This window comes from Candidatus Phycosocius bacilliformis (assembly GCF_003112735.1).
In the GTDB taxonomy this organism is placed as follows: Bacteria; Pseudomonadota; Alphaproteobacteria; order Caulobacterales; family Aquidulcibacteraceae; genus Aquidulcibacter; species Aquidulcibacter bacilliformis.
This window is the reverse complement of record NZ_BFBR01000002.1, coordinates 138,090-159,240: the sequence shown is the minus strand read 5'-3', so window position 1 is coordinate 159,240 and position 21,151 is coordinate 138,090. Positions and strand designations below refer to the sequence as shown.

General features: G+C 56.5%; 20 protein-coding genes. 4 read left to right on the top strand and 16 right to left on the bottom strand.

The features are described from left to right. Positions 1-24: 24 nt before the first annotated feature. The gene (locus PbB2_RS04030; protein WP_108984020.1) at positions 25-1,215 is read right to left on the bottom strand and encodes an acyl-CoA dehydrogenase family protein; all 1,191 of its coding nucleotides are present in this window, start codon (positions 1,213-1,215) and stop codon (positions 25-27) included. Positions 1,216-1,504: 289 nt separating this feature from the next. On the opposite strand from PbB2_RS04030, the gene PbB2_RS04025 reads away from it, so the two are divergent. Beyond that, the gene (locus tag PbB2_RS04025; RefSeq protein WP_108984019.1) at positions 1,505-2,635 is read left to right on the top strand and encodes an acyltransferase family protein; all 1,131 of its coding nucleotides are present in this window, start codon (positions 1,505-1,507) and stop codon (positions 2,633-2,635) included. Here the strand turns inward: PbB2_RS04025 and dxs are convergent. The 6 genes from dxs to PbB2_RS03995 form a co-directional block, all read right to left on the bottom strand. Further along, positions 2,632-4,551 (bottom strand): 1-deoxy-D-xylulose-5-phosphate synthase, encoded by a 1,920-nt coding sequence (gene dxs / locus PbB2_RS04020; protein ID WP_108984018.1) that lies wholly within the window; start codon positions 4,549-4,551, stop codon positions 2,632-2,634. The genes PbB2_RS04025 and dxs overlap by 4 nt on opposite strands. A gap of 57 nt (positions 4,552-4,608) precedes the next feature. Next, the gene (locus PbB2_RS04015) at positions 4,609-5,505 is read right to left on the bottom strand and encodes a polyprenyl synthetase family protein (RefSeq protein WP_108984017.1); all 897 of its coding nucleotides are present in this window, start codon (positions 5,503-5,505) and stop codon (positions 4,609-4,611) included. Positions 5,506-5,516: 11 nt separating this feature from the next. Next, the gene (locus PbB2_RS04010) at positions 5,517-5,798 is read right to left on the bottom strand and encodes an exodeoxyribonuclease VII small subunit (protein WP_420887449.1); all 282 of its coding nucleotides are present in this window, start codon (positions 5,796-5,798) and stop codon (positions 5,517-5,519) included. Between the two features lie 67 nt (positions 5,799-5,865). Continuing rightward, positions 5,866-6,528 carry a histidine phosphatase family protein gene (locus PbB2_RS04005; RefSeq protein ID WP_238164844.1) on the bottom strand — a complete coding sequence of 221 codons (663 nt, stop codon included), beginning with the start codon at positions 6,526-6,528 and terminating at the stop codon, positions 5,866-5,868. Beyond that, the gene (locus tag PbB2_RS04000) at positions 6,521-7,471 is read right to left on the bottom strand and encodes a histone deacetylase family protein (protein ID WP_108984016.1); all 951 of its coding nucleotides are present in this window, start codon (positions 7,469-7,471) and stop codon (positions 6,521-6,523) included. Before PbB2_RS04000 ends, PbB2_RS04005 begins: the two co-directional genes overlap by 8 nt. A gap of 27 nt (positions 7,472-7,498) precedes the next feature. Beyond that, positions 7,499-8,407, bottom strand: coding sequence for a glycerophosphodiester phosphodiesterase family protein (locus PbB2_RS03995; protein ID WP_108984015.1), 909 nt, complete (start codon positions 8,405-8,407; stop codon positions 7,499-7,501). A gap of 141 nt (positions 8,408-8,548) precedes the next feature. On the opposite strand from PbB2_RS03995, the gene PbB2_RS03990 reads away from it, so the two are divergent. Beyond that, on the top strand, positions 8,549-9,457 hold the full coding sequence (locus PbB2_RS03990; protein ID WP_192576150.1) for an aldo/keto reductase: 909 nt from the start codon (positions 8,549-8,551) through the stop codon (positions 9,455-9,457). 27 nt (positions 9,458-9,484) lie between these two features. Here the strand turns inward: PbB2_RS03990 and PbB2_RS03985 are convergent, their stop codons facing one another. Both PbB2_RS03985 and PbB2_RS03980 read right to left on the bottom strand, forming a co-directional pair. Further along, the gene (locus tag PbB2_RS03985; RefSeq protein WP_108984286.1) at positions 9,485-10,309 is read right to left on the bottom strand and encodes a division plane positioning ATPase MipZ; all 825 of its coding nucleotides are present in this window, start codon (positions 10,307-10,309) and stop codon (positions 9,485-9,487) included. A gap of 135 nt (positions 10,310-10,444) precedes the next feature. Next, positions 10,445-11,410, bottom strand: a complete 966-nt coding sequence (locus PbB2_RS03980; protein WP_133245706.1) for a hypothetical protein — start codon at positions 11,408-11,410, stop codon at positions 10,445-10,447. A gap of 108 nt (positions 11,411-11,518) precedes the next feature. Here PbB2_RS03980 and panC point away from each other — a divergent pair, with 108 nt between their 5' ends. Next, complete coding sequence (gene panC, locus PbB2_RS03975; protein WP_108984013.1) at positions 11,519-12,367, top strand: pantoate--beta-alanine ligase; 849 nt, start codon at positions 11,519-11,521, stop codon at positions 12,365-12,367. Between the two features lies 1 nt (position 12,368). On the opposite strand, the gene PbB2_RS03970 is transcribed toward panC, so the two are convergent. From PbB2_RS03970 to PbB2_RS03940, 7 genes are all read right to left on the bottom strand, one after another. After that, positions 12,369-12,803: a DUF1489 family protein gene (locus PbB2_RS03970; protein WP_108984012.1), complete on the bottom strand. Its 435-nt coding sequence runs from the start codon at positions 12,801-12,803 to the stop codon at positions 12,369-12,371. A 5-nt stretch (positions 12,804-12,808) separates the two neighbouring features. After that, positions 12,809-13,744: a sterol desaturase family protein gene (locus PbB2_RS03965; protein WP_108984011.1), complete on the bottom strand. Its 936-nt coding sequence runs from the start codon at positions 13,742-13,744 to the stop codon at positions 12,809-12,811. Then, positions 13,741-14,148, bottom strand: a complete 408-nt coding sequence (locus PbB2_RS03960) for a hypothetical protein (RefSeq protein WP_108984010.1) — start codon at positions 14,146-14,148, stop codon at positions 13,741-13,743. Before PbB2_RS03960 ends, PbB2_RS03965 begins: the two co-directional genes overlap by 4 nt. Continuing rightward, positions 14,145-16,190, bottom strand: coding sequence for an acetyl/propionyl/methylcrotonyl-CoA carboxylase subunit alpha (locus PbB2_RS03955; RefSeq protein ID WP_108984285.1), 2,046 nt, complete (start codon positions 16,188-16,190; stop codon positions 14,145-14,147). The genes PbB2_RS03960 and PbB2_RS03955 overlap by 4 nt, the downstream gene beginning before the upstream one ends. 228 nt (positions 16,191-16,418) lie before the next feature. Continuing rightward, positions 16,419-17,813, bottom strand: a complete 1,395-nt coding sequence (locus PbB2_RS03950) for a DUF3667 domain-containing protein (RefSeq protein WP_108984009.1) — start codon at positions 17,811-17,813, stop codon at positions 16,419-16,421. A 43-nt stretch (positions 17,814-17,856) separates the two neighbouring features. Next, entirely contained in the window at positions 17,857-18,681 is an 825-nt protein-coding gene (locus tag PbB2_RS03945) for an enoyl-CoA hydratase-related protein (protein ID WP_238164843.1), read from the bottom strand. 12 nt (positions 18,682-18,693) lie between these two features. After that, complete coding sequence (locus tag PbB2_RS03940; RefSeq protein WP_305790437.1) at positions 18,694-20,298, bottom strand: carboxyl transferase domain-containing protein; 1,605 nt, start codon at positions 20,296-20,298, stop codon at positions 18,694-18,696. 177 nt (positions 20,299-20,475) lie between these two features. Here PbB2_RS03940 and PbB2_RS03935 point away from each other — a divergent pair, with 177 nt between their 5' ends. After that, positions 20,476-21,138, top strand: coding sequence for a hypothetical protein (locus PbB2_RS03935; protein WP_108984008.1), 663 nt, complete (start codon positions 20,476-20,478; stop codon positions 21,136-21,138). The last annotated feature ends 13 nt before the right edge of the window (positions 21,139-21,151 follow it).

The window sequence follows — 21,151 nt, the reverse complement described above, 5'->3', positions numbered from 1 at the left end:
TTGGTCGATAACATGCGGAAATGCCTAAAGCCCCAATACCATCTTGGCGATGATGTTGCGCTGGATTTCGTTTGACCCGCCATAAATCGAGGTCTTGCGCATGTTGAAGTAATTGGGCGAGGTCCAGTGCGCATAATCGGGGCCAACGGCCATATTGTCGCCATCGCCGCGGAAGCCGCGCACATAGGGGGCGGCATAATTGCCAACCGCTTCCATGGCCAGCTCCGTCAAGCGTTGCTGAATCTCGGTCCCCTTGATCTTCAGGATAGAGGATTCAGGGCCAGGGCCCTTGCCTGCTTGCTCGCGCGCCAATGTGCGCAATTCGGTGATTTCCAACGTGGTCAGATCGATTTCCAGCTCAGCAATCTTGCGTGAGAAATCGGCATCCTCGATCAGGCTCGCCCCTTCCATGGTCTCAGCGCGTGCCAATTCCTTCAAGCGCTTGATCCCAACTTTAGAGCGGGCAACCCCAGCAATGCCCGACCGCTCGTGCGCCAACAGGAACTTCGCGCACGTCCAGCCCATGTTCTCTTGGCCAACCAGATTGGCGACAGGCACGCGGACATTTTCAAGCCACACTTCATTGACTTCATGGCCGCCATCAATGGTGATGATGGGGCGGACCGTGATGCCGGGGGTCTTCATGTCGATCAGCAGGAAGGAAATGCCCTCTTGTGGCTTGCCGTCAAACTTGGTGCGCACGAGGAAGAAGCCCCAATCGGCATGCTGGGCCAATGTCGTCCAGGTCTTTTGACCATTGACGATGTAATAGTCGCCATCGCGCTCTGCCTTGGTTTTGAGGCTTGCCAAGTCCGAACCAGAGCCGGGCTCTGAATAGCCTTGGCACCACCATTCCTCACCCTTCAGGATGGGTGGCAAGAAGCGGTCCTTCTGCTCTTGTGTCCCGAATGTATAAATCACCGGGCCGACCATATTGATGCCGAACGGCAGGATGGGCACAGTCTGGGCGCGGGCAAGTTCTTCACCGAAGATATAGCGCTGCGTGGGGCCCCAACCGGGACCGCCATATTGGGTTGGCCACGCCGGAGCCGACCAACCCCGAGCCCCCAAAATGCGGTGCCATTCGAGGAAGTCCTCTTTACCCATGTCATCACGATCGGCAAAGCCGCGCAAACGTGCGGGATAATTTTCCTCGATGAAGGCGCGGATCTCGTTGCGGAAAGCAATGTCTTCGTCGGTAAAAGCAAGGTTCATCGGACGCTCCCTTTAGGCGCACACTTTTTTGGGCGGGTGCTGCCTGTGTTCGTAAAGATCATAGTGTGAAGCGCGCCGGGATCAAGCGGATTCCGCGCATTAGCGGCTAACGTTGACGCAAACGTCAGCTTAATCTGATTGGTGGGAACCGGCCTCTCGCAGAAATGTGATCTTATCGAGCGGTTTGGGCCAACAAACTCACGATTTCAGCGCAGAAAATCCGTGCAAGCTGGCGTGAACATCGGTAACAACAGCGCCAGTAGCCCGCAATTGAAGAAAGCCAATCTCGATGAGTCAGCCTGCCAACCGCCTTGTTTCGCTGGATGTTTTCCGCGGTGCCACGATCGGTGCCATGGTGCTGGTCAATAATCCGGGAACGTGGAGTGCCATTTATCCGCCTTTGGAGCACGCGGCTTGGCACGGTTGGACCTTTACCGACACCATCTTCCCCTTCTTCATCTTCATCATGGGCATTGCCATTCCGATTGCGCTGGAACGACGGCGCGCTGCAGGCCAAGCAGGATGGGCGGTCTATGTGCAATTGGCCCGACGAACGGCAGCCTTGTTCGGCCTTGGCCTGTTTCTGGCCCTCTTCCCGTTTTACAATTGGATGAAGGGTGATTGGATCCATCTGTCTGATATGCGCATCATGGGCGTACTCCAGCGCTTGGCACTTTGCTTCTTTTTTGCCTCTGTCTTGTTCTTGTGGCTTCGCCCACGCGGTTTGATCTTGGCAGCGACGGGCTTGCTCTTTGGCTATTGGGCGCTGATGATGTGGGGTGGGGCTGGTAATCTCACCCCTGAAGGAAACCTGTCCGGTCAGATCGATCGGCTGGTTCTGGGCGCGCATATGTGGAAAGGCTCACCGCATTATGATCCCGAAGGCCTGCTTTCAACCCTGCCCGCGATTGCAACGTGCCTATTTGGGGTATTGACGGGCCAATTGATCCAGTCGCCCAAATCGAATGAGACAAAAGTGGCTGAGATGATGGTGTGGGGTTTTGTGCTGCTCACACTCGGCTGGATGTGGGGCGGCATTTTCCCAATCAACAAGGGCTTGTGGACCTCTTCCTATGCGGTGTTCATGGCTGGCATGGCGATGTGCGTTTTGGGCGTCTGCTATTGGTTGATCGATATCAAGGGCAATTTGTGGTGGACCAAGCCGTTTGTGATATTCGGGGTCAATGCGCTGGCCTTGTTTGTTGGCTCAGGCATGCTGGGTCGCGTTTTGAACATGGTCCCAGGCAGCACAGCCGCAGATGGGAGTCTCATCTCACTCAAAACCACGATTTACGACGGCGTCTTTGCCCCCTTGGCAAGCCCGATGAATGCGTCGCTCATGTTTGCGATCTGCTTCATTGCCCTGTGGTTGTTCCTGATGTGGCTGCTTTACCGGAAGAATATCTTCATCAAGGTCTAAGCCCGCAACCCAGTCCCATCCAGTCGCGCATCCCGACCCAAAGCCTGAAGTACTGTATTGACGATACCCTCGGCATCCAGACCTGCCAGACGATATTGTAAGTCTGGCTTGTCATGATCTTGGAAAATGTCGGGCAGAGTCAGGGTCCGGACCTTCAATCCCCGGTCCAACAGGCCGTCAGACGCGAGGAAGTGCAGCACAAAGGCCCCAAAGCCGCCAACAGCGCCTTCTTCGATCGTGATCAGGACTTCATGATGACGGGCAAGCTGGCGGATCAGATCATGGTCAAGCGGCTTGGCAAATCGGGCGTCAGCCACCGTGGTGGGCAGGCCCATGGCGGCCAATTGCTCCGCAGCGAGCAGGCTCTCACTCAAGCGTGTCCCGAACGATAGAATGGCGACGCTGCCACCCTCCCGCACGATGCGGCCCTTGCCAATCTCCAATGGGTTGAGGATGACGGGAATCTCAACGCCAACACCTTCACCGCGGGGATAGCGGAAGGCGCTGGGTCGATCATCAATGGCTGCGGCCGTGGCGGTCATCAAAGCCAGTTCAGCTTCATCGGCAGCCGCCATCAGCACCATGCCGGGTAAAGCCCCCATAAAGCCAATGTCAAAACTGCCAGCATGGGTTTGACCATCCGCGCCCACAAGCCCTGCCCGGTCCATTGCAAAGCGCACGGGCAAGGATTGTATCGCCACATCATGGACAACTTGGTCATAGCCGCGCTGCAGGAAGGTGGAATAAATGGCAGCAAAGGGCTTCATGCCATCTGCTGCCAGACCTGCCGCAAAGGTCACCGCATGCTGCTCAGCAATCCCCACATCATAGGTGCGGCCTGGAAAGGCTTTGCCAAACACATCAAGACCTGTGCCCGATGGCATGGCCGCGGTGATCGCCACAATCTTGTCATCCGCCTCAGCCAGTTTGACAAGGGAATCGGCAAAGACGCGGGTATAGCTCGGCGCATTAGGCTTGGACTTCGCCTGTTCGCCGGTAATCACATTGAACTTCACCACGCCATGATATTTGTCGTCGGCGGCTTCGGCGGGCAGATAGCCCTTTCCCTTTTGGGTTACGACATGGACCAGCACCGGGCGATCTTCAATTTTCTTGGCATTTTCCAAAACGCCAACCAAAGCTTCCAAGTCATGGCCATCAATGGGGCCGACATAATAAAAGCCCAATTCCTCAAAAAAGGTGCCGCCAGTTGCCATGCCACGGGCATATTCTTCGGCCTTACGGGCGGCTTCTTGCAGCGGCTTTGGAAAGACCGACGCGGCCTGTTTGCCAACTTTGCGCAGGGTGCGATAGCCCGTCCCCGACACCAAGCGCGCAAGATAATGGCTCATGCCCCCCACAGGCGGGGCAATCGACATGTCGTTGTCGTTTAACACCACGATGAGGCGCTTGCTGGTTTCAGCTGCCTTATTCATCGCTTCATAGGCCATGCCGGCGGTGATCGAGCCATCTCCAATCACCGCAACGACCGTGTGGTCACCGCCTTGCAAATCGCGGCTCGCACAAAAGCCCAAAGCGGCTGAAATCGAGGTGGCGGCATGGGCAGTGCCAAACGGGTCATAGATGCTTTCGCTGCGCTTGGTGAAGCCAGACAAGCCTCCCCCCTGACGCAATGTGCGAATGCGGTCACGCCGTCCGGTCAAAATCTTATGTGGATAGGCCTGATGCCCAACATCCCAGATCAAAACATCTTTGGGTGTATCAAGCACATGATGAAGTGCCACCGTTAGTTCGACCACACCCAGGCCAGCCCCAAGATGCCCGCCAGTGACCGAGACCGCATCAATCGTCTCATTGCGCAACTCGTCGGCAACTTGGCGCAATTCGCCAAGTGTTAGGCCTTTAAGGTCTTTGGGAGAGCTGATCTTATCAAGCGCAGGGGTGATCGGTGGCATGGTTATAATTCTTTATTCTGCGACCCCAGCAAACAAGCTGAAGTCAACGCCGGGGGCTTATGCACGACGTTGTATGATCGTGTCGATGATGAGGTTCAGATAATGCGCGCGTGCCCCAAACATCGACAAATGGGCGCGGGCTTGATCAGCCAATAAACTAACCCGCTGTTTGGCGCCTTCAAGGCCTAAAAGGCTCACAAATGTGGCTTTGCCACGTCCCTCATCCTTGCCAACAGCCTTACCAACCTCATCTTCGCTGCCTTCAGCATCAAGAATGTCGTCGGTGATTTGAAAGGCCAAGCCCAAATCATGAGCATAGGCCGACAGGGCGTGGCGGGCTTCGTCGCTGGCGCGCCCCATTAAGGCACCCACTTCGACGGCATAGGTGATTAACATGCCGGTCTTGAGCCGCTGCATCCGCGTGACCGCAGCAATGTCATCGCCCAATTCTTCTGCAATCATGTCCATCATTTGACCACCCACCATGCCGCGCGCACCCGAGGCTTCGGCCAAGCGAGCCACCAAGGCGATACGAATATTGGGGTCTGCGTGGGTTTGGGGATCGGCAAGGATTTCAAAGGCGATTGTCAGCAGGGCATCGCCAGCCAAAATGGCGGTGGCCTCATCATAGGCGATGTGTACGGTTGGCCGACCCCGGCGCATATCATCATCATCCATGCACGGCAGATCATCATGGATCAACGAATAGGTATGGATACATTCCAAGGCAGCTGCCACGCGCAGCAAACAACGCTCATCCACACCAAACAAGCGTCCGGTTTCCAATACAAGGAAGGGGCGCAACCTTTTGCCACCACCCAGCGCAGCATAGCGCATTGCGCTCATCAAGCGGGCTTCGGGACCTTGAACCCGTGGGATCAAAGTATCAAGCGCGACAGTGATCCGGTCAGCGGTTTCTTCCAGACGTTTGTCGAGGTCGACCGGCAGGTCCATGCTGGAATGCCTCAACCGAGGCGGGCCGGCTCAAGGCCAACGCCTTGAGGGCTTTCAACAATCTGATCGACCCGCATTTGAGCGCGCTTCAGCCGATCTTCGCAATGGGCCTTCAGGAGGGCACCGCGCTCATAAAGGCTGATGGATTCCTCAAGACTGGCCTGACCCGACTCAAGCTTGGCAACGAGATTTTCGAGTTCGTCGAGGGCGGCCTCAAAGCTCAGCTCGGCAAGATTGGTCTGACTGGCATCTGCGGCACCCGACATATTCACATCCCTCAATTGTCCCGCCATTGGTGGGCAGACAGACTGTGCAACGTCCGAGCCCATCAATGCAAGTGGATTTCCTCTAGCCCCTGCCCTATTTCGGGCGCGGTCGATAGACCCGATGCGACCAGTGCGAATCCCGTCCGTCATAGACGCAAACCCAGCCTCGGGCCAATAAATGAGGCCGCATCATCCGGTTAAACCAGCCGTGGGCGCACAAACCCACGCTGCCGGATTTCATGGCCTCCGCAATCAGCCAGTCTGCGGCCTTGGCTGCACGCACTTCGGCTTCCTTGCGGCTTTCCTGGCCGCGGTGATTGCCGAAATGCCAGCTGATCCGGGCCACCACTCCCCAGAAACGGGGTCTGAACAGAATAAAGTCGGGCAAATCTGGTGGCGGCAATGGGGCCTCGACAAAAAGCGGATCCACAATCACATCCCGCCCTGGGGCTGCCATGGCGGCTGTTTCAAGCGCCCGACGCAGCGTTGAGGAGACGATAACTTTGCACGCCTGCAGTGCCTGTATCAGCCCGTTCGGCACGATTTGGCCCTCGGCGAGCCCGCCGGCATCATATTGGGCCCACCAATCAATATATTGATTGGCATTGATCCAGATATGCCGATCCAATGCCGGGCGACCGTGACGCGCGATCACGATCATGGGTGTATCGCTCGAGCCAAGAGGTGGCGGGACCCGGTGGTTTGCCACGCGCGAATCAGCCTGCGACCCAAGATCTTCCAATTTGGTCTCAAACACCCGCTAATCCGCCCCCAGAGCGCGCTTTATAGGTCTGCAATGTCCTGACATGGGCAAAAGCACAGGCCGCCAACGCCTGCAAGTGGTACCCCCCCTCCAATGTGGAAACAAGCTTACCTTCTGCGACATCTAAGAGGCGCTCTGTGGCCCAGACATAATCATCTACCTCAAGATTCAGGCCTGCAAGCGGGTCCAGGCGATGGCCATCAAACCCAGCTGATACAATGATGATCTGGGGACGATAGGCGGCCAAGGCCGGCAGAATTGTTTCTGCAAAGGCCGCTCGCCACGCAGATCCATCTGCACCAGACGGCATAGGCACATTGACCAGATTGCCTTGGCCGGTTTCGGCTGCATGACCTGTGCCAGGATAGATGCCACCTTGATGGATAGAGGCACAAAAGAACTCAGCATCCAGCTCAGCCAGCTCTTGGCTGCCATTGCCGTGATGCACGTCAAAATCCACAACAGCAACCCGCTCAAGGCCATAGTGTGCTCGGGCATAAAGCGCACCAATCGCAGCTGAATTCCATAGACAAAAGCCCATCGCCTTGCGCGCTTCAGCATGATGGCCAGGCGGGCGTGTGGCACAAAACGCGCGCTCAAACTGCCCCGCCATGAGCCCATCTATCCCTGCTTTGACCGCCCCAACTGCGCGTAGGGCTGCTTCAATCGAGCCCGCAGACATATAGGTGTCAGGATCCAATTGTTGCTTCTGACCCGTTTGTTTTGGCTCAAGGGCCATCAAGCGCTCAACATGATCTATTGGATGCAGTCGGACTAAGTCAGCCTTTTCTGCGCATGGAGCATCGAGACGGATGAGATCGTCGAGCCCGGATAACGCTGTTAGGACGGCGGCCAGGCGCTCAGGCGATTCTGGATGACCTGCTGGCGGGCGATGCTCGAAACAGGCTGGATGGGTAATCAGCGCAATCTTGGCCATCGTGATCAAATCCTTGTTACCTAACCCTCACGGTCGCACCCAAGCCTTGTCAAACCGCTGGACATAGTCGGTCATGATCCCGTCTGCACCTAAATCAACCAGTCGGCGCATCTCCTTGGGATCATTGATGGTCCAATACTGGATTTTGAGGCCGCGCGCACGTGCGGTAGCCAGAAAATGACGATCGGTTAGATCAAAGCCAGCCGCCGCCGTGGGTATCTGTAAGGCGACCCCCGGTGAGGTCACAAAGCGCGATAGACGTAAATGCGATGCGATGAGGAACAGACGCACCTCTCCAGTGGACAGGGCTGTGGCAACGTGCGGGCAAGCCGTGCGGAACGCCGTCATAGCTGAATCATGGAATGAGGCGACAATGACGCGTGCCCGGGCATCATAACGCTCAATCAGCTCACACAGCGTTTGGCTTGCGACAATGCTGTCATTTTTGATTTCGATAACCCAGCGCCGACCGGGGAAGCGGTCAAACGCCTGTTCGAGGCGGGCAATTTTGATCCCTTTGCCCCGGAAAGATTGGCCATTGATTGAGGTGTGAAAGCCTGAATCAGCTTTTTGCAAATCAGCCCAGCGATAGGACGCAATCGGCCCTTTCATGTCGGTAATCCGATCAAGCGTGTCATCATGATGGAGAACCAGGACCCCATCCTGTGTGAGTTGGAGGTCAATCTCCAAGACATCAGCACCCATGTCATCTGCTAGCTGCAAGGCTTCCAGAGTGTCAGGCGGCGCATTACCTTGCCCGCCTCCGTGGGCGATCACTTCCGCTTTCTGCGGGGCAAGGCTGGCGAAATAGTTATGCTTTACGGGCTTTGGCGCGGGCCAAAAGGCGACAAGCGCTAAGAGAACAAGGCTAGCACCTGCAGCAATTATCCTGACGGACCGATGTTGCCGCGGCCGACCACCACCAATTTCTGCCATGAACCTGCCTTTCCGAAAGAGGCACAAGCCCCATTTGCCCCATCTGCAGCACCTGACATGCCACGGCTAGCGAGCCGCGTGCAAGTTGGTCTACAAGCCCCCCAATCTCTGCATTGTTTTTGTTTGCCAAAGGGGCCCACCATGACCATTTTATCACCCACAACCCTCCGCCCGCTCGGCCAATCTGGCTTGATGGTGACCGGTCTTGGGTGGGGCATGTGGCGGTTTGCTGGCCAAGATGTTGCCAGCGCGCGCCGATTGATCGACTCGGTCTTTGAGGCAGGTATCAATTTTTTTGATACTGCAGACATTTATGGCTTTAACGGCTCTGGAGGCTTTGGTGATGCTGAAGCGCTCTTGGGTGAGGTGTTTGCCCAAGCGCCAGAATTGCGTGCCAAGATGGTGTTGGCCAGCAAGGGCGGTATCATCCCGCCACGCCCGTATGATTCCAGCTATGATTATCTGGTCGGTGCGTGTGAGGCCTCCCTCAAGCGGATGCGGATTGAGAGCCTTGATCTGTGGCAGATTCACCGGCCTGATTTATTGACGCATCCAGAAGAAATTGCGCGCGCAGTCAATCATTTGATCGAAAGCGGCAAGATTCGCACCTTCGGCGTCTCAAATTACACAATCGCCCAGACCCGCGCTCTGGCTGCCCATCTCGACCATCCAATCGTGTCATTCCAACCTGAGTTTTCTCCAATCGCACTTGACGCCATGATCGATGGTACACTCGACCTGGCCATGGAGATTGGCGCGTCGGTTTTGGCCTGGTCGCCACTGGGGGGTGGCAGACTTGCAAAAAATGGTGAGGATAGTCGGACCAAAGCAGTGATCGCCGCCCTTGATGCGGTGGCCGCACGCCATGGCGTGTCGCGTACCTCAATTGCTTATGCCTGGGTTGGCCGTCACCCCAGCCAACCGATCGCGCTGGTCGGGACGCAAAACCCTGCGCGCATTCTGGAGACCCGCGAGGTCGCCAAGGTCTCACTGAGCGCTGATGAATGGTATCAGATCTTGGTCGCCTCGCGCGGCGCGCCCATGCCTTAAGGCTTGGAGTGACCGCCTAAACCGATCCTAAAATCCCAATTGCCCAGCTTCCCCCAATGGGGGCAGCTTGAGGGCCAGAATCAAATCGCGCAATTCTTGCCGAGCGGCGACATGGCTCAAGGTAAAAGTGGCGGCTGCACCTTCGTCCGTGAGGTCCAACAATGTCAGGCCGGCGGTGAACATTTCACGATAAATGACGCGTTCTGACAGGCCCGGTGCAACCCGAAAACCGATCCGTTGAGCCAAGGCGCTCAAGGCATCACCTACACGGCGCTTATTCTTGGCATCAAGCGGAGACAGGCGGTTGCGCATCAGCACCCAATCAATCGGCTTTCCCCGGCTTGCAGCCTTCTGCTTGCGCGCCTCCCACACCATTTCGGCATAAACGCTGGGTTTGCCGACCTCGCCAGTGACTGGATCAATTTCGGCAAGCAGATCAAAGTCGATGAAACTGTCATTGAGTGGGCTCACCAATGTGTCGGCACAGGCGTGGGCTGCGCGCGAGGCAGGTGTATCCGCGCCCGGGGCATCGACAAGCACGATATCATGGCTGTCGCGCATTGCCGCAATCAGTGTCCGCGTCGCTTCGGTTTCTTCCGCCTCGGCATCAACCCGGCGCTCCGCCGTGGCCTTGCTCAAATAAAAAAAGTCTGGCGTTGGAAGTTCTGTTTCATGTGTCGCCGACCATCGCGCTCGGTTCTCGAAATAGCGTTCAAAAGTACGCTGACGTCTGTCAAGATCGAGGGCCGCCACCTTTAGGCCTGAAATGGCGCAGGCCACCGCAATATGGACCGAAAGGGTCGACTTACCGGCACCGCCTTTTTCATTTCCAACAACAATGACGTGCCCCAAATTGTCCCCCACCTATCGCTTTGGGCGCCCACCTTCTAATGAAAGGACTGCCCAAAGACGAGTTATTCAACCGATTGGCAGAGCTTGCCAATTGGCGAACGCAGCTTTTAAGCCCGCATTTGGGGACAAGTGCCGCTAGCGGGATGGACGGCGCGGCCTCTTGGGCACGACGCGTGGCGAAGGGGATTTCTCAGCGGCAGGCTCGTCCTCAACCCAGTCCGTTGGGGGCGGCAACCGGCGACCTTGCGCCTGCGGCCCCGGCTGAACCTCTGTGCCTGTGGCAACAGCTACTGGGCGCGATTGCGGCTCTGGCCGACCAGAAGCACCCGGCCAGATTGGTCGGGGCCGGAAAGGCCTTACCTCAACGGGCGCGCTGACGGGCTGGCGCGCGGTTTCAGGGGTCATGGAGATAGGGGTCGGCTCGGCCAGGGTCGACAGGCGCTTAGACAATTGCCGCAACTCAGTTTCTGCAGGGCCTACCCATTCTGGATCGTGAGCAGATGCCCGCGCCAAATCAGATGAAACGCGCGCCAAAACATCGTCGAGTGGTTCGTCTTTTCGGGGACGGTCAACCCAAGGCAAAGCATCGGCCAGCGCCTCTGGAACATCATGGACCACACTCTTGCGCGTATCACGCCAAATACGTCGAAAAGCCGAGGGGGGCTTTGGTGAGGCTTCCTTTTGAGGCGCGGTGACAGTTTGAGCCAATGGCAAAGGAACAGGTGCCGACGAGGCGTTCTGCAACTGGCTTATCTCTGCCGGTGATGGAATGGCGTGAAGAGGGATTATGTCAGCCGCTGCTGGCAGAGTAATGGGCGATGCGGGCCGACCCTGAAACACCACAATCGGAACGGGCAGACGGTGCGACCCGGCATCAGTTTGCAACGCGACCGCCTTGGGTAATGGTTGATTAGGACCAATCGACGCCGTAACTGGGGCCCCTGACACGGCTTTGTCAGGTCCGATCTGTGGCAAATAGGGCGAGGTTGCCAGTGCGCCGGGAGATTGTGCAAAGGCATGGGTTGCGGGCAAGGATAATCCCATCGCGCCCAGACAAAGGGCCGACGATATCACGAATCCAGAGTGCAACTTCTTCATCATGCCAAAAATCCTAGCGTGACGTAGTAAAGAGGGGTTTAAGGCGCTGAGGGGGTCTTTCCGCCATTTTGAGTGACCAACACGCCCCAAGTCTTTGTTTTGGAGTGGACAATGCCGCCTTTACCCGTCTTCCGCACCAAAGCCGATCTGCGCCAACAGGTCACTGCTTGGCGTCAAGATGGGCAAAAGATTGCCCTTGTTCCAACCATGGGCGCGCTGCATGCTGGCCATCTTGATCTGATTAGGATTGCGCAGAGCAAAGCTGACCGGGTCATCGCGTCGATTTTCGTCAATCCGACCCAATTTGCGCCGCACGAAGATCTTGACCGCTACCCCCGCCAAGAGGCAGCCGATAGGGACGCGCTCTCAACGGCGGGCTGCGATGGCCTTTATGCACCAACCACCCATGTCATGTATCCGGCCGGATTTGATACAAGCATCACACCAGGACGGGTAGCCGAACGACTTGAAGGTGCGTTTCGCCCGCATTTTTTTGGTGGGGTTGCAACTGTCGTCACTAAACTTTTCCTGCAGGCCCTGCCCGATGTCGCCGTTTTTGGCGAAAAAGACTGGCAGCAATTGCAGGTCATCAAGCGCATGGTCATTGATCTTGATCTGGGGGTCGACATTGTGGCCGCACCCACAAGACGTGAGGTCGATGGCCTAGCCCTGTCTTCGCGCAATGCCTATCTGTCCGATGCTGAGCGGGCGGCCGCGCCTGTGTTAAAGCAGGTATTGGATGATTTGGCTTTGAAGGTGCGCGATGAGCCCGCACAGCTCGCCATGCATATGGAGGCCGGTATCAAGCGTATCTTGTCAGCTGGCTTTCGCGCGGTTGATTATCTTGAGGTCTGCCATGCAGAAACCCTCAGTCCGTGGCAAGCTGGTGACCCTGCCCGCATTTTGGTGGCCGCATGGCTGGGTCAAACCCGCCTGATCGATAATTGTGGGCTCGACTGACCTACCAAGCCCCAAGGTCCAGCAATTCTTTGCGCAATGGCTCGGGCAATTCATCACCACCATCGAGGTTCTTAAGGTCAGGAGGGGCATCCTTAACCTGCAAATAGCGCCAGCCTTGAAATGCGGCCCGTCGGCGTGGGGCAGTCAGAATATGATGATGTTTCAGCACGATCTCGCAGCGCGTGCGACCATCCGCCTCCTCCAATGTTACAATATCTTCAATCTCCTGACGGACCAAAATCTGTCCTTTGATGACCCAATAGAGCGAGCCGCCATCGAGGATTTCGCTGCGCCGTTTGGGCGTCATGCGGGTGTCGCAAACTGGACGAGGGTCTAAGCCAAGTGCCAGACGCGAGAAAGCCTGATGGTCGTGCCAATCCACCAAATCCTGGATTGAGACCGCCCCCACGCACAATTTGATTACATGCAACGCCATGATGGCTAAACTAGGTGGTCGGGTGTCGACGTACAGGGCTTGGAGTCAGCCGCACTGCCAGCGGCCTGTTTGGCCTGCCACTTAGCCTTGATGCTGGCACTGGTGGGGCGTGAGCCATCAGGGGTCCAACCCGGCGGCCCGAAGACAAAGCCGAGCCGGTTGCGCCAGCCTCGAGCGGTCCACACATCCCGTGCCATCCCAACCCATTCGTGGAAGGCAATGCGTAGGGGATTGAACGTGTGCAGGTTCGACACCACACCATAGACTGGCTTATCGGCCTTGTCTTCGCCCACAAACGTCCCGAACAGGCGGTCCCAGATGATCAGGACACCGGCATAATTGGCATCAAGATAGCGCGGATTGGTGGCATGGTGCACGCGGTGGTGGCTGGGTGTGTTCAACACCCATTCTAAAGGCCCTAATCGGTCAATTGCCTCGGTATGGATCCAGAACTGATAGACCAAACTGAGGCCCGAGAAGAATGCGATCATTGGCGGAGGAAAGCCGATCCATGCCATCGGGAGCCAGAAGACAAAGGTAAAGCCGATGGTCCCTGTCCATGTCTGGCGCAGCGCAGTCGACAAATTATAGTGCTGTGACGTGTGGTGGACCACATGGCTGGCCCAAAACCAGCGTCGCTCGTGGCTGATCCGATGAAACCAATAATAACATAGGTCTTCAAGGAAAAAGCAGGCCACTAATGCCCAGGCCGCATAACCGATATCAAACAGGCGATACTGATAAACAAAAGTGGTTGCGGCTACAGCCATGCCGCCGGTCAACAGTTTGGCGACTGTATTGCCAAATCCCATCGTGAGGCTGGCCGCGGCATCCTTGGCTTCATAGGTGACATCCTTGCTTTGCCGCGCACGGATCATTTCAGCGATGACAAGCACGCCAAACAACGGAATGGCCCAGGTCACAGGATCAGGCAGATTCATGTCGCCTCACGCCTCCCTAAACCTGCAAGTGCCGCCGTGATGGCAGCCTTCTCAGCATGAATATGTACAGGCTCAAATCCCAAGTCTGCAAAAGATACATAGAGACGATCTGGGGCCACAACCATGATTTTTGCGTCGTGCAAACTGCGCACCAGCCGCTTGTCACCCAGGACCGTCACCACATAACCAGACTGGTCATCACCATAGGCCAAAGCGGCACGATGATTATTCGACATCACAATGTGATAATTGGCCTCAGTCCCGACATAAGCACACACCGCTGCGATCACTTCATCGGAATCTTTGAGCCGCCGCTCTACATTGAGGCCGAGCTTGAAGCCAACAAAGGCTAAAAGTGCCGTTCCAATCGCGGCCATCAGCACAGTAATCAGAGCAGCATTCATGAAGCGCCGTCCTGTGGTTCAAGCCGAACCAGCACGTCAGCAGCTTTGACTTGACGACCCTCATGAACCAATGTTTCGGCAATCACCCCGTCGCGGCTGGCCGTCAAGGCATGTTCCATTTTCATCGCTTCAAGGATAACCAGCACATCACCTGCTTGGACTTTCTGGCCCGGTTCTGCGCGGAGTATAGCGATTTTGCCCGGCAAAGGGGCCTTAATCTCATCGGCTGCCTCCAGATTGTCGGCGCTGGCTTCTGGCCGGGGGAAAGTGTACCGCCAGACCTCCCCCTGCTCGACCAATGACACACCCGCCGCATCAAGCATCAGAGTAGCCGCAACATCATGCTCGCCGGAACTTCCAGGGCGGGGGCTTTCAGCAATAAGGATGGTCCACACATCGGGCCCACCAAATACATGGATCAATCGGCGTGGAACCACCGCATGATCCCCCTTCAAGCCCGCCGCCAGTTGAACATCGTCGCTGTGAAGGACCACCTCGACTTCCTGCTCCTCAAGGCGGAGACGAACAGACAATTCGGGCTGTGCATTCAGCCGCCAGCCATCAGCCGTCCCGAAAGGTGAGCGCGCCGCAGATGCGGCCATTTCGCGGCTGACCTGAACACCAATGGCCGCCAATCCCACCCGGCGCGCGGACAGGCCGTCCGGCTTCTGAAGGCTTATGGATTCGTCTTCCAACAACCCTGTATGGACTGCCCCGTTTACAAAACCTGCCACACCGCACAGGCGCGCCAAATAGCCAATATTGGTGTCAATGCCTGTCACGACACGCCCGTGCAAGTGGGCTTGTAGACCACTTAAAGCGGCCGCCCGATTAGGGCCCCATGCAATGGCTTTTTCCACAAGGGAATCATAGGCATCTGGAAAAATGTCTCCCAGATCAAAACCCGTGTCGATGCGGATAGAGCTGTCCGCCCCGGCCGGCACGTCGGGCGTAAGCCCCGTAATCCGGCCTGCAGATGGTAAGAAGCCCTTGGCTGGGTCCTCAGCCACAATCCGTGCCTCAATAGCAGCACCAGTGAGCGTGATCTCAGTTTGGCTCAATGGCAGGGCTTCACCGGCTGCCACCCGCAATTGCCATTCAACCAAGTCCAGTCCGGTAATGGCTTCTGTGACCGGATGTTCAACCTGAAGGCGCGTATTCATTTCCAAGAACCAAAAGCCGTCTGGTCGCAAGGGTCCGGTGCCGTCTGCGACAAACTCCACGGTTCCTGCATTTGAATAATTGACCGCTTTAGCGATTTTGAGCGCTGCTTGGGTTAGACTTTCACGAACCGCTTCTGTCATGCCGGGCGCTGGGGCCTCTTCAATCAGCTTTTGCCGCCGACGTTGGATCGAACAGTCGCGCTCAAACAGATGGACAAGATTGCCATGCTGGTCACCAAACACTTGGACTTCAAGATGGCGCGGGCGCAGCACAAGTTTTTCGAGCATAACCCGGTCGTCGCCGAAAGAAGCTGCTGCCTCGCGCCGGGCTGATTCCAAGGCAGCGTGGAATTGATCCAAGCCTTCGACAATGCGAATGCCACGTCCGCCCCCGCCTGCGACCGCCTTGATGAGCAGCGGAAATCCAATCGCTGCGGCCGCTTTGGCAAGAACTTCAGGCTGCTGATCACTTTCCCAATAGCCGGGCAAAACAGGTGCGCCAACGCTGACCGCAATCGCTTTCGCCCGATCCTTCAACCCCATGTCACGAATGGCGTCAGGCCGCGGCCCAACAAAGGCGATTCCTGCTTGCGCACAGCTTTCTGCAAATTCTGGATTTTCTGAAAGAAAACCATAGCCTGGATGGATCGCTTCAGCCCCGGTCTCACGGGCCGCTTGGATGATCAGATCGCCACGCAAATAAGAGTCGCGTGCCGGTGCTGGGCCAAGCCGAACAGCATGATCGGCCTCGCGTACATGTTTAGCGGCCCGGTCAGCGTCGGAATAAACCGCGACAGTCTTGATCCCCAGACGGCGAGCAGTGCGGATAACACGGCAAGCAATCTCGCCGCGATTGGCAATCAACAAGCTTTTGAACACGCCCTGTTCCCTTAACCCTGGTTTCTCGTGCACTTCTGGTCCCACCAAGGACCAAGCAACGCAGCTTTCTTGTCAGAAGAGGTGCCTTTGGTCGCGATGGCTTGGTGCCACCGCCCCCTGACAGGCCCTCCAGTGTGACCCTCATACTGAGGGCCTGCACCCGGCATCATTGCCGGGGACTCACCCTGCCAACTTCAGTCACGCCTGTGCACCGGTCAAGCCTTGTGGTCAGCCCACTGCCCCCAGGACGATTATGGCCACGAAAAACAGAGCGAGAGCAACCGGCGCAAACATGGCGCCGAAAACAGCTGTTCGCCACCCTGCCCCGATCCAGCCAAGATTATAGGCGCCTTTGAAGTGGAAATAGAGATGGGTGATCACCGCGCCGAAAATCCATCCGCCATGATCGGACCAACTGATCCAATGCGACGATAGTGCCAAGGCCAGAAACAGGAAGGACATAAAGGACAAAGAATACAACGCAAAAACGGCGTGATCATAAAGCGTCACGTCTCTTTTCCAGAACAACAATAGCCATATGAAAGGCAGACTAATGGGAATAAGCAGGAAGGAGAACTTGTAGACAGTGTTTTGAAGCTTGTAGAGAAACAATTCAGGGTTCTGAAGTTTATGGCGCAGCTTTTCGTTGAGTTCCGGCCAAGGCGACTCGATCTGAACATCTGATTTGAGAAAATTGGCAAAATTAGTCTGAAAATCATTTCCAGCCGCCGTCACATTGCCCGATTGGATCTGGGCGGTTGCCGGTGCATTCGACTCCACCAGTTTGATGGCTGCATCAATGGCCGCAATTGCCACTTGATCACCCCCAGCAACCGCTTTGTCGCGTTCCTTGCGCAGGTCGGCGAGCTGTTGGGCGCGCTTGGCTGCTTGCGCCTTTTCATCAGCATCTGTGGCCATCGGCTGTGTTTGTGCCTTGGCAGAGGTGACCGCTTGCGTGAGGTCGGCGTCGGCCTGATTGAGACGCGCTTGAAGCGTTTGGACGGCCTTTGTCTGTGAAGCAACTTCTGCCTCGGCCAGCTTCACATCAACCGGGTCTTGATCTGCTTTTGGTTTGGCCTTGATAGCGGCAAGGGCGGCTTGGGACGTTGCTAAATCGGCTTGCCCCTCTTTGAGGTCGGTCGCCACATCCGCTTTATGCTCCCGCGCTGCATCGACGCGTTCTGTCGGGGTGCTGTTATTCTGCTTCACAAAGCCTGGCCCGCCGACCAAGGCGAACACCAGAAACATCGAGAACACCGACGCCAAGAACATTGAGAACGGCGGCACATAGCGGCTGCGATGACCCATAACATAATTGCGCGTCATTGTGCCTGGCCGAAACACCAGCATGGGGAGTGACCGCCAAGTCTTGGAATCGAAATGGGTTATGCCATGCACCACCTCTTCGAGAACATGTAAGAAAGAGCGGTGCACATGCGCTGACTGGCCGCAAGCGTGACAATAATCCCCGGTCAAGGGCGTGTCGCAATTCTTGCAAGGCGTCCCAATCAGACGGGTATTGTGATGGTTTTTCCCGCGCTTTGGCGTCCCAGTTACCAACGGGCCTGCATTTTCAAGATTGAGGTCTGCCACACTATCCATCGCAACATCCATCAGTAACATATTCGTTATGTTTGGCGGCGCGGTGGCGGACGGTCAAGCCATATCAGGACCCTTTTGCCCAATTTGGTGCGCGTTTTTCAAGGAAGGCGGCAAGTCCCTCTTGACCTTCAGGACTGGCGCGGCGCGTGGCAATGCGTCGTGCGGTTTCGTTTGCCAACACAGCATTCACTGGCTTACCGGCTACATCTTTCACCAGCAATTTGGCATCGGCGACAGCACCTGGTGCGGCAGCAAATGCTAAATCCGCCAGCCGCTCCTCGCGCTTGGCAAGATCATCAAGATCTGCAGCGATTTCTTGAATGAGGCCCATTTCATACGCCCGCGCTGCGTCAAACGGCATTGCCGTGGCAAACATAGCGCGCGCCTGCCGCGGCCCGATCGCCTCGATCACGAAGGGGGAAATGGTGGCAGGGGTCAGACCAAGCCTGACTTCGGTAAAGCAGAACCGGCTTCCCGCCACCGCAATGGCATAATCGCACGCCGCAACCAAACCAGCGCCACCGCCAAACGCACCGCCGTGAACGAGTGCCACCGTGAGCTGGGGTAAATCATGCAGCGCTTGCAGCATATGCGCCAAAGCACGGGCATCGGCCTCATTATCATCAAAATCATGACGGGCCTGACGCTGCATCCAGTCGAGGTCAGCCCCCGCACAAAAGGTTGTGCCTGCGCCTCTGATGAAAACCACACGGATCCCGTCTGACACCCGAATGGTCTCAAAAACATCCATCAAGGCAGCGATGGTGATTTCATCAAAGGCATTTTTCTTCTCGGGCCGATTAAGCGTCACCATGGCTGCGCCATCTGGCGATATGTTCAACACAACATGATCGCCCTCTACACCCATCACGTTTTCCGCGTCTGCCATATCAACCGCCTCCTACATGCGGAACACACCAAACCGGGGAGGTTCAATGGGTGCGCCCGCCACACTGGCCAACGAAAGAGAAACCACCCGCCGTGTCTCGAGGGGGTCGATAATGCCATCGTCCCAAAGACGCGCCGTTGCATAATATGGATCGCCCTCTTCCTCGTACTTCTGGCGAATCGGTTGTTTGAAGGCCTCTTCGTCGGCTTCACTCCATGTACCACCCTTGGCTTCAATGCCATCGCGGCGCAATGTCGCAAGGACGCTGGCAGCCTGTTCCCCGCCCATTACGCTGGTGCGGGCATTGGGCCACAGCCACAAGAATCGTGGAGAATAGGATCTGCCGCACATGGCGTAATTGCCAGCCCCATACGAGCCGCCAATGACAATTGTTAGCTTCGGAACATTGGCGCATGCCACAGCCGTGACCATCTTAGCTCCGTCTTTTGCGATCCCCCCGGCTTCATAGTCGCGCCCAACCATAAAGCCCGAGATATTCTGCAGGAATAAAAGCGGGATGCGGCGCTGGCAGGCCAATTCAATAAAATGGGCACCTTTTTGGGCGCTTTCTGAAAAGAGAACGCCATTATTGGCAATAATGGCTACAGGCCAGCCATCGATATGGGCAAAGCCTGTTACCAAGGTTTCCCCATAAAGCTTTTTGAATTCGTGGAATTCAGAACCGTCAACCAAACGGGCAATGACTTCGCGCACATCATAGGGGGTGCGCACATCATCGGGGATGATACCATAAAGCTCATCAAGCGCCTCGATCGGCGGCCGTGATGTCCGGCGGGATAAGGTCGAGGCCGGTTCACCCAAGGTCGCCACACATTGCCGCGCCAATTCCAGCGCATGGGCATCCGACACTGCATAATGGTCTGCAACCCCGGACTTGCGGGCATGAACATCTGCCCCGCCCAAATCCTCTGCACTGACTGTCTCGCCCGTGGCAGCCTTGACCAGCGGCGGACCTCCTAGAAAGATTGTGCCTTGTTTACGCACAATGATGGTCTCGTCGCTCATCGCGGGCACATAGGCGCCACCGGCAGTACACGACCCCATCACAACCGCGATCTGGGCGATTCCACGCGCGCTCATATTGGCTTGATTATAGAAAATACGCCCGAAATTATCCCTGTCTGGAAAGACTTCCGCCTGATGCGGCAAATTGGCACCACCTGAATCAACCAGATAGACGCACGGCAAATTATTCTCCATGGCCACTTCTTGGGCGCGGACGTGCTTTTTGACCGTCATCGGATAATAAGTACCACCTTTGACAGTTGGGTCATTGCACACAACCATGACCGGCCGACCACACACATGGCCAATCCCAGTGATCAGACCCGCGCCGGGAATATCTTCGCCATACATACCGTGCGCGGCAAGGGCTGATAATTCCAAGAATGGGCTGCCAGGATCTAGCAAGCCATCGATCCGCTGACGTGGCAATAATTTCCCGCGGCTTTGATGGCGGGCGCGCGCCTCGTCGCTGCCACCCAAAGCCGCACGACTGGTTTGTCCGCGCAGGCGCTGGACAAGGCCAGCCATTTTTTCCCGATTGCGTTCAAAGGCTGGCGAGCTGGTATCGATACGACTTGTCAGACGGCTCACTCTGGTCTCCCCGCGATTGCGTCTTTGTCTCCCGCCAAGCGGGCGTTGACACTCGTTTAACAGGGTTCTGCCATGATGGAAGAGTGGCGGGTTCAGTTCAGACTTGCCGCCGCTCTCTCTTGGTGGTCTCAGGCCAGATTGCGGCACTTGGATCAGTGTTCTTGTGGGGTCTTAAAAATGACAATCAACACAAAGTTTTTCGCACTCTCCGCCTTCATGGCTGCGTTATCACCTGTTGTTGCAACAGCGGCTGAACCGGCTTGGGTGGGCCTGCGGGCCGGGACCGGCGGCCTTGGCGGTGAAGTGGGTGTCGACGTCACGCCAAACGTTGTTCTACGTGGGATTGGTCAAGCCTATGATTATGGCTATGACACCACTATCGACGGCATTGCCTATGATGGTTCTTTAAAACTGGGCTCATATGGGTTGCAGGCCGATTATCGGTTTGACAGCAGCCCATTCTATGTCACCGCAGGTATATTCGCCAATGAGAACAAATTCGATCTCGCCGCCACACCTGCCACCAATGTGACAATCGGCAATACCTCTTACACGCCTGCCCAAGTCGGCACACTCAATACGCATGCCAAATTTGACGATGTGGCTTATTTCCTCGGTGCTGGGGTGGCCTTCATGGCTGGCCCAATCGAAACAGCGCTGGAAGCCGGCGTCTATTATCAGGGCAAGCCCAAAGTGGAATATACCTCGACTGGCCTGTTGGCGACAAACCCAGCGTTTCAGGCAGATTTGGCTCTGGAAAGCGCTAAAGTTGTCGACGAACTTGACGCAGCACGTTACTGGCCGATGGTCACGCTGCAGGGGCGCTATCGGTTCAAATAAACCGCAGACCAAT

Coding starts and splice junctions, on each gene's coding strand:
- PbB2_RS04030 (WP_108984020.1), bottom strand. CDS start 1,215: ATGAACCTTGCTTTTACCGACGAAGACATTGCTTTCCGCAACGAGATC.
- PbB2_RS04025 (WP_108984019.1), top strand. CDS start 1,505: ATGAGTCAGCCTGCCAACCGCCTTGTTTCGCTGGATGTTTTCCGCGGT.
- dxs (WP_108984018.1), bottom strand. CDS start 4,551: ATGCCACCGATCACCCCTGCGCTTGATAAGATCAGCTCTCCCAAAGAC.
- PbB2_RS04015 (WP_108984017.1), bottom strand. CDS start 5,505: ATGGACCTGCCGGTCGACCTCGACAAACGTCTGGAAGAAACCGCTGAC.
- PbB2_RS04010 (WP_420887449.1), bottom strand. CDS start 5,798: ATGGCGGGACAATTGAGGGATGTGAATATGTCGGGTGCCGCAGATGCC.
- PbB2_RS04000 (WP_108984016.1), bottom strand. CDS start 7,471: ATGGCCAAGATTGCGCTGATTACCCATCCAGCCTGTTTCGAGCATCGC.
- PbB2_RS03995 (WP_108984015.1), bottom strand. CDS start 8,407: ATGGCAGAAATTGGTGGTGGTCGGCCGCGGCAACATCGGTCCGTCAGG.
- PbB2_RS03990 (WP_192576150.1), top strand. CDS start 8,549: ATGACCATTTTATCACCCACAACCCTCCGCCCGCTCGGCCAATCTGGC.
- PbB2_RS03980 (WP_133245706.1), bottom strand. CDS start 11,410: ATGATGAAGAAGTTGCACTCTGGATTCGTGATATCGTCGGCCCTTTGT.
- panC (WP_108984013.1), top strand. CDS start 11,519: ATGCCGCCTTTACCCGTCTTCCGCACCAAAGCCGATCTGCGCCAACAG.
- PbB2_RS03970 (WP_108984012.1), bottom strand. CDS start 12,803: ATGGCGTTGCATGTAATCAAATTGTGCGTGGGGGCGGTCTCAATCCAG.
- PbB2_RS03965 (WP_108984011.1), bottom strand. CDS start 13,744: ATGAATCTGCCTGATCCTGTGACCTGGGCCATTCCGTTGTTTGGCGTG.
- PbB2_RS03960 (WP_108984010.1), bottom strand. CDS start 14,148: ATGAATGCTGCTCTGATTACTGTGCTGATGGCCGCGATTGGAACGGCA.
- PbB2_RS03950 (WP_108984009.1), bottom strand. CDS start 17,813: ATGTTACTGATGGATGTTGCGATGGATAGTGTGGCAGACCTCAATCTT.
- PbB2_RS03945 (WP_238164843.1), bottom strand. CDS start 18,681: ATGGCAGACGCGGAAAACGTGATGGGTGTAGAGGGCGATCATGTTGTG.
- PbB2_RS03935 (WP_108984008.1), top strand. CDS start 20,476: ATGACAATCAACACAAAGTTTTTCGCACTCTCCGCCTTCATGGCTGCG.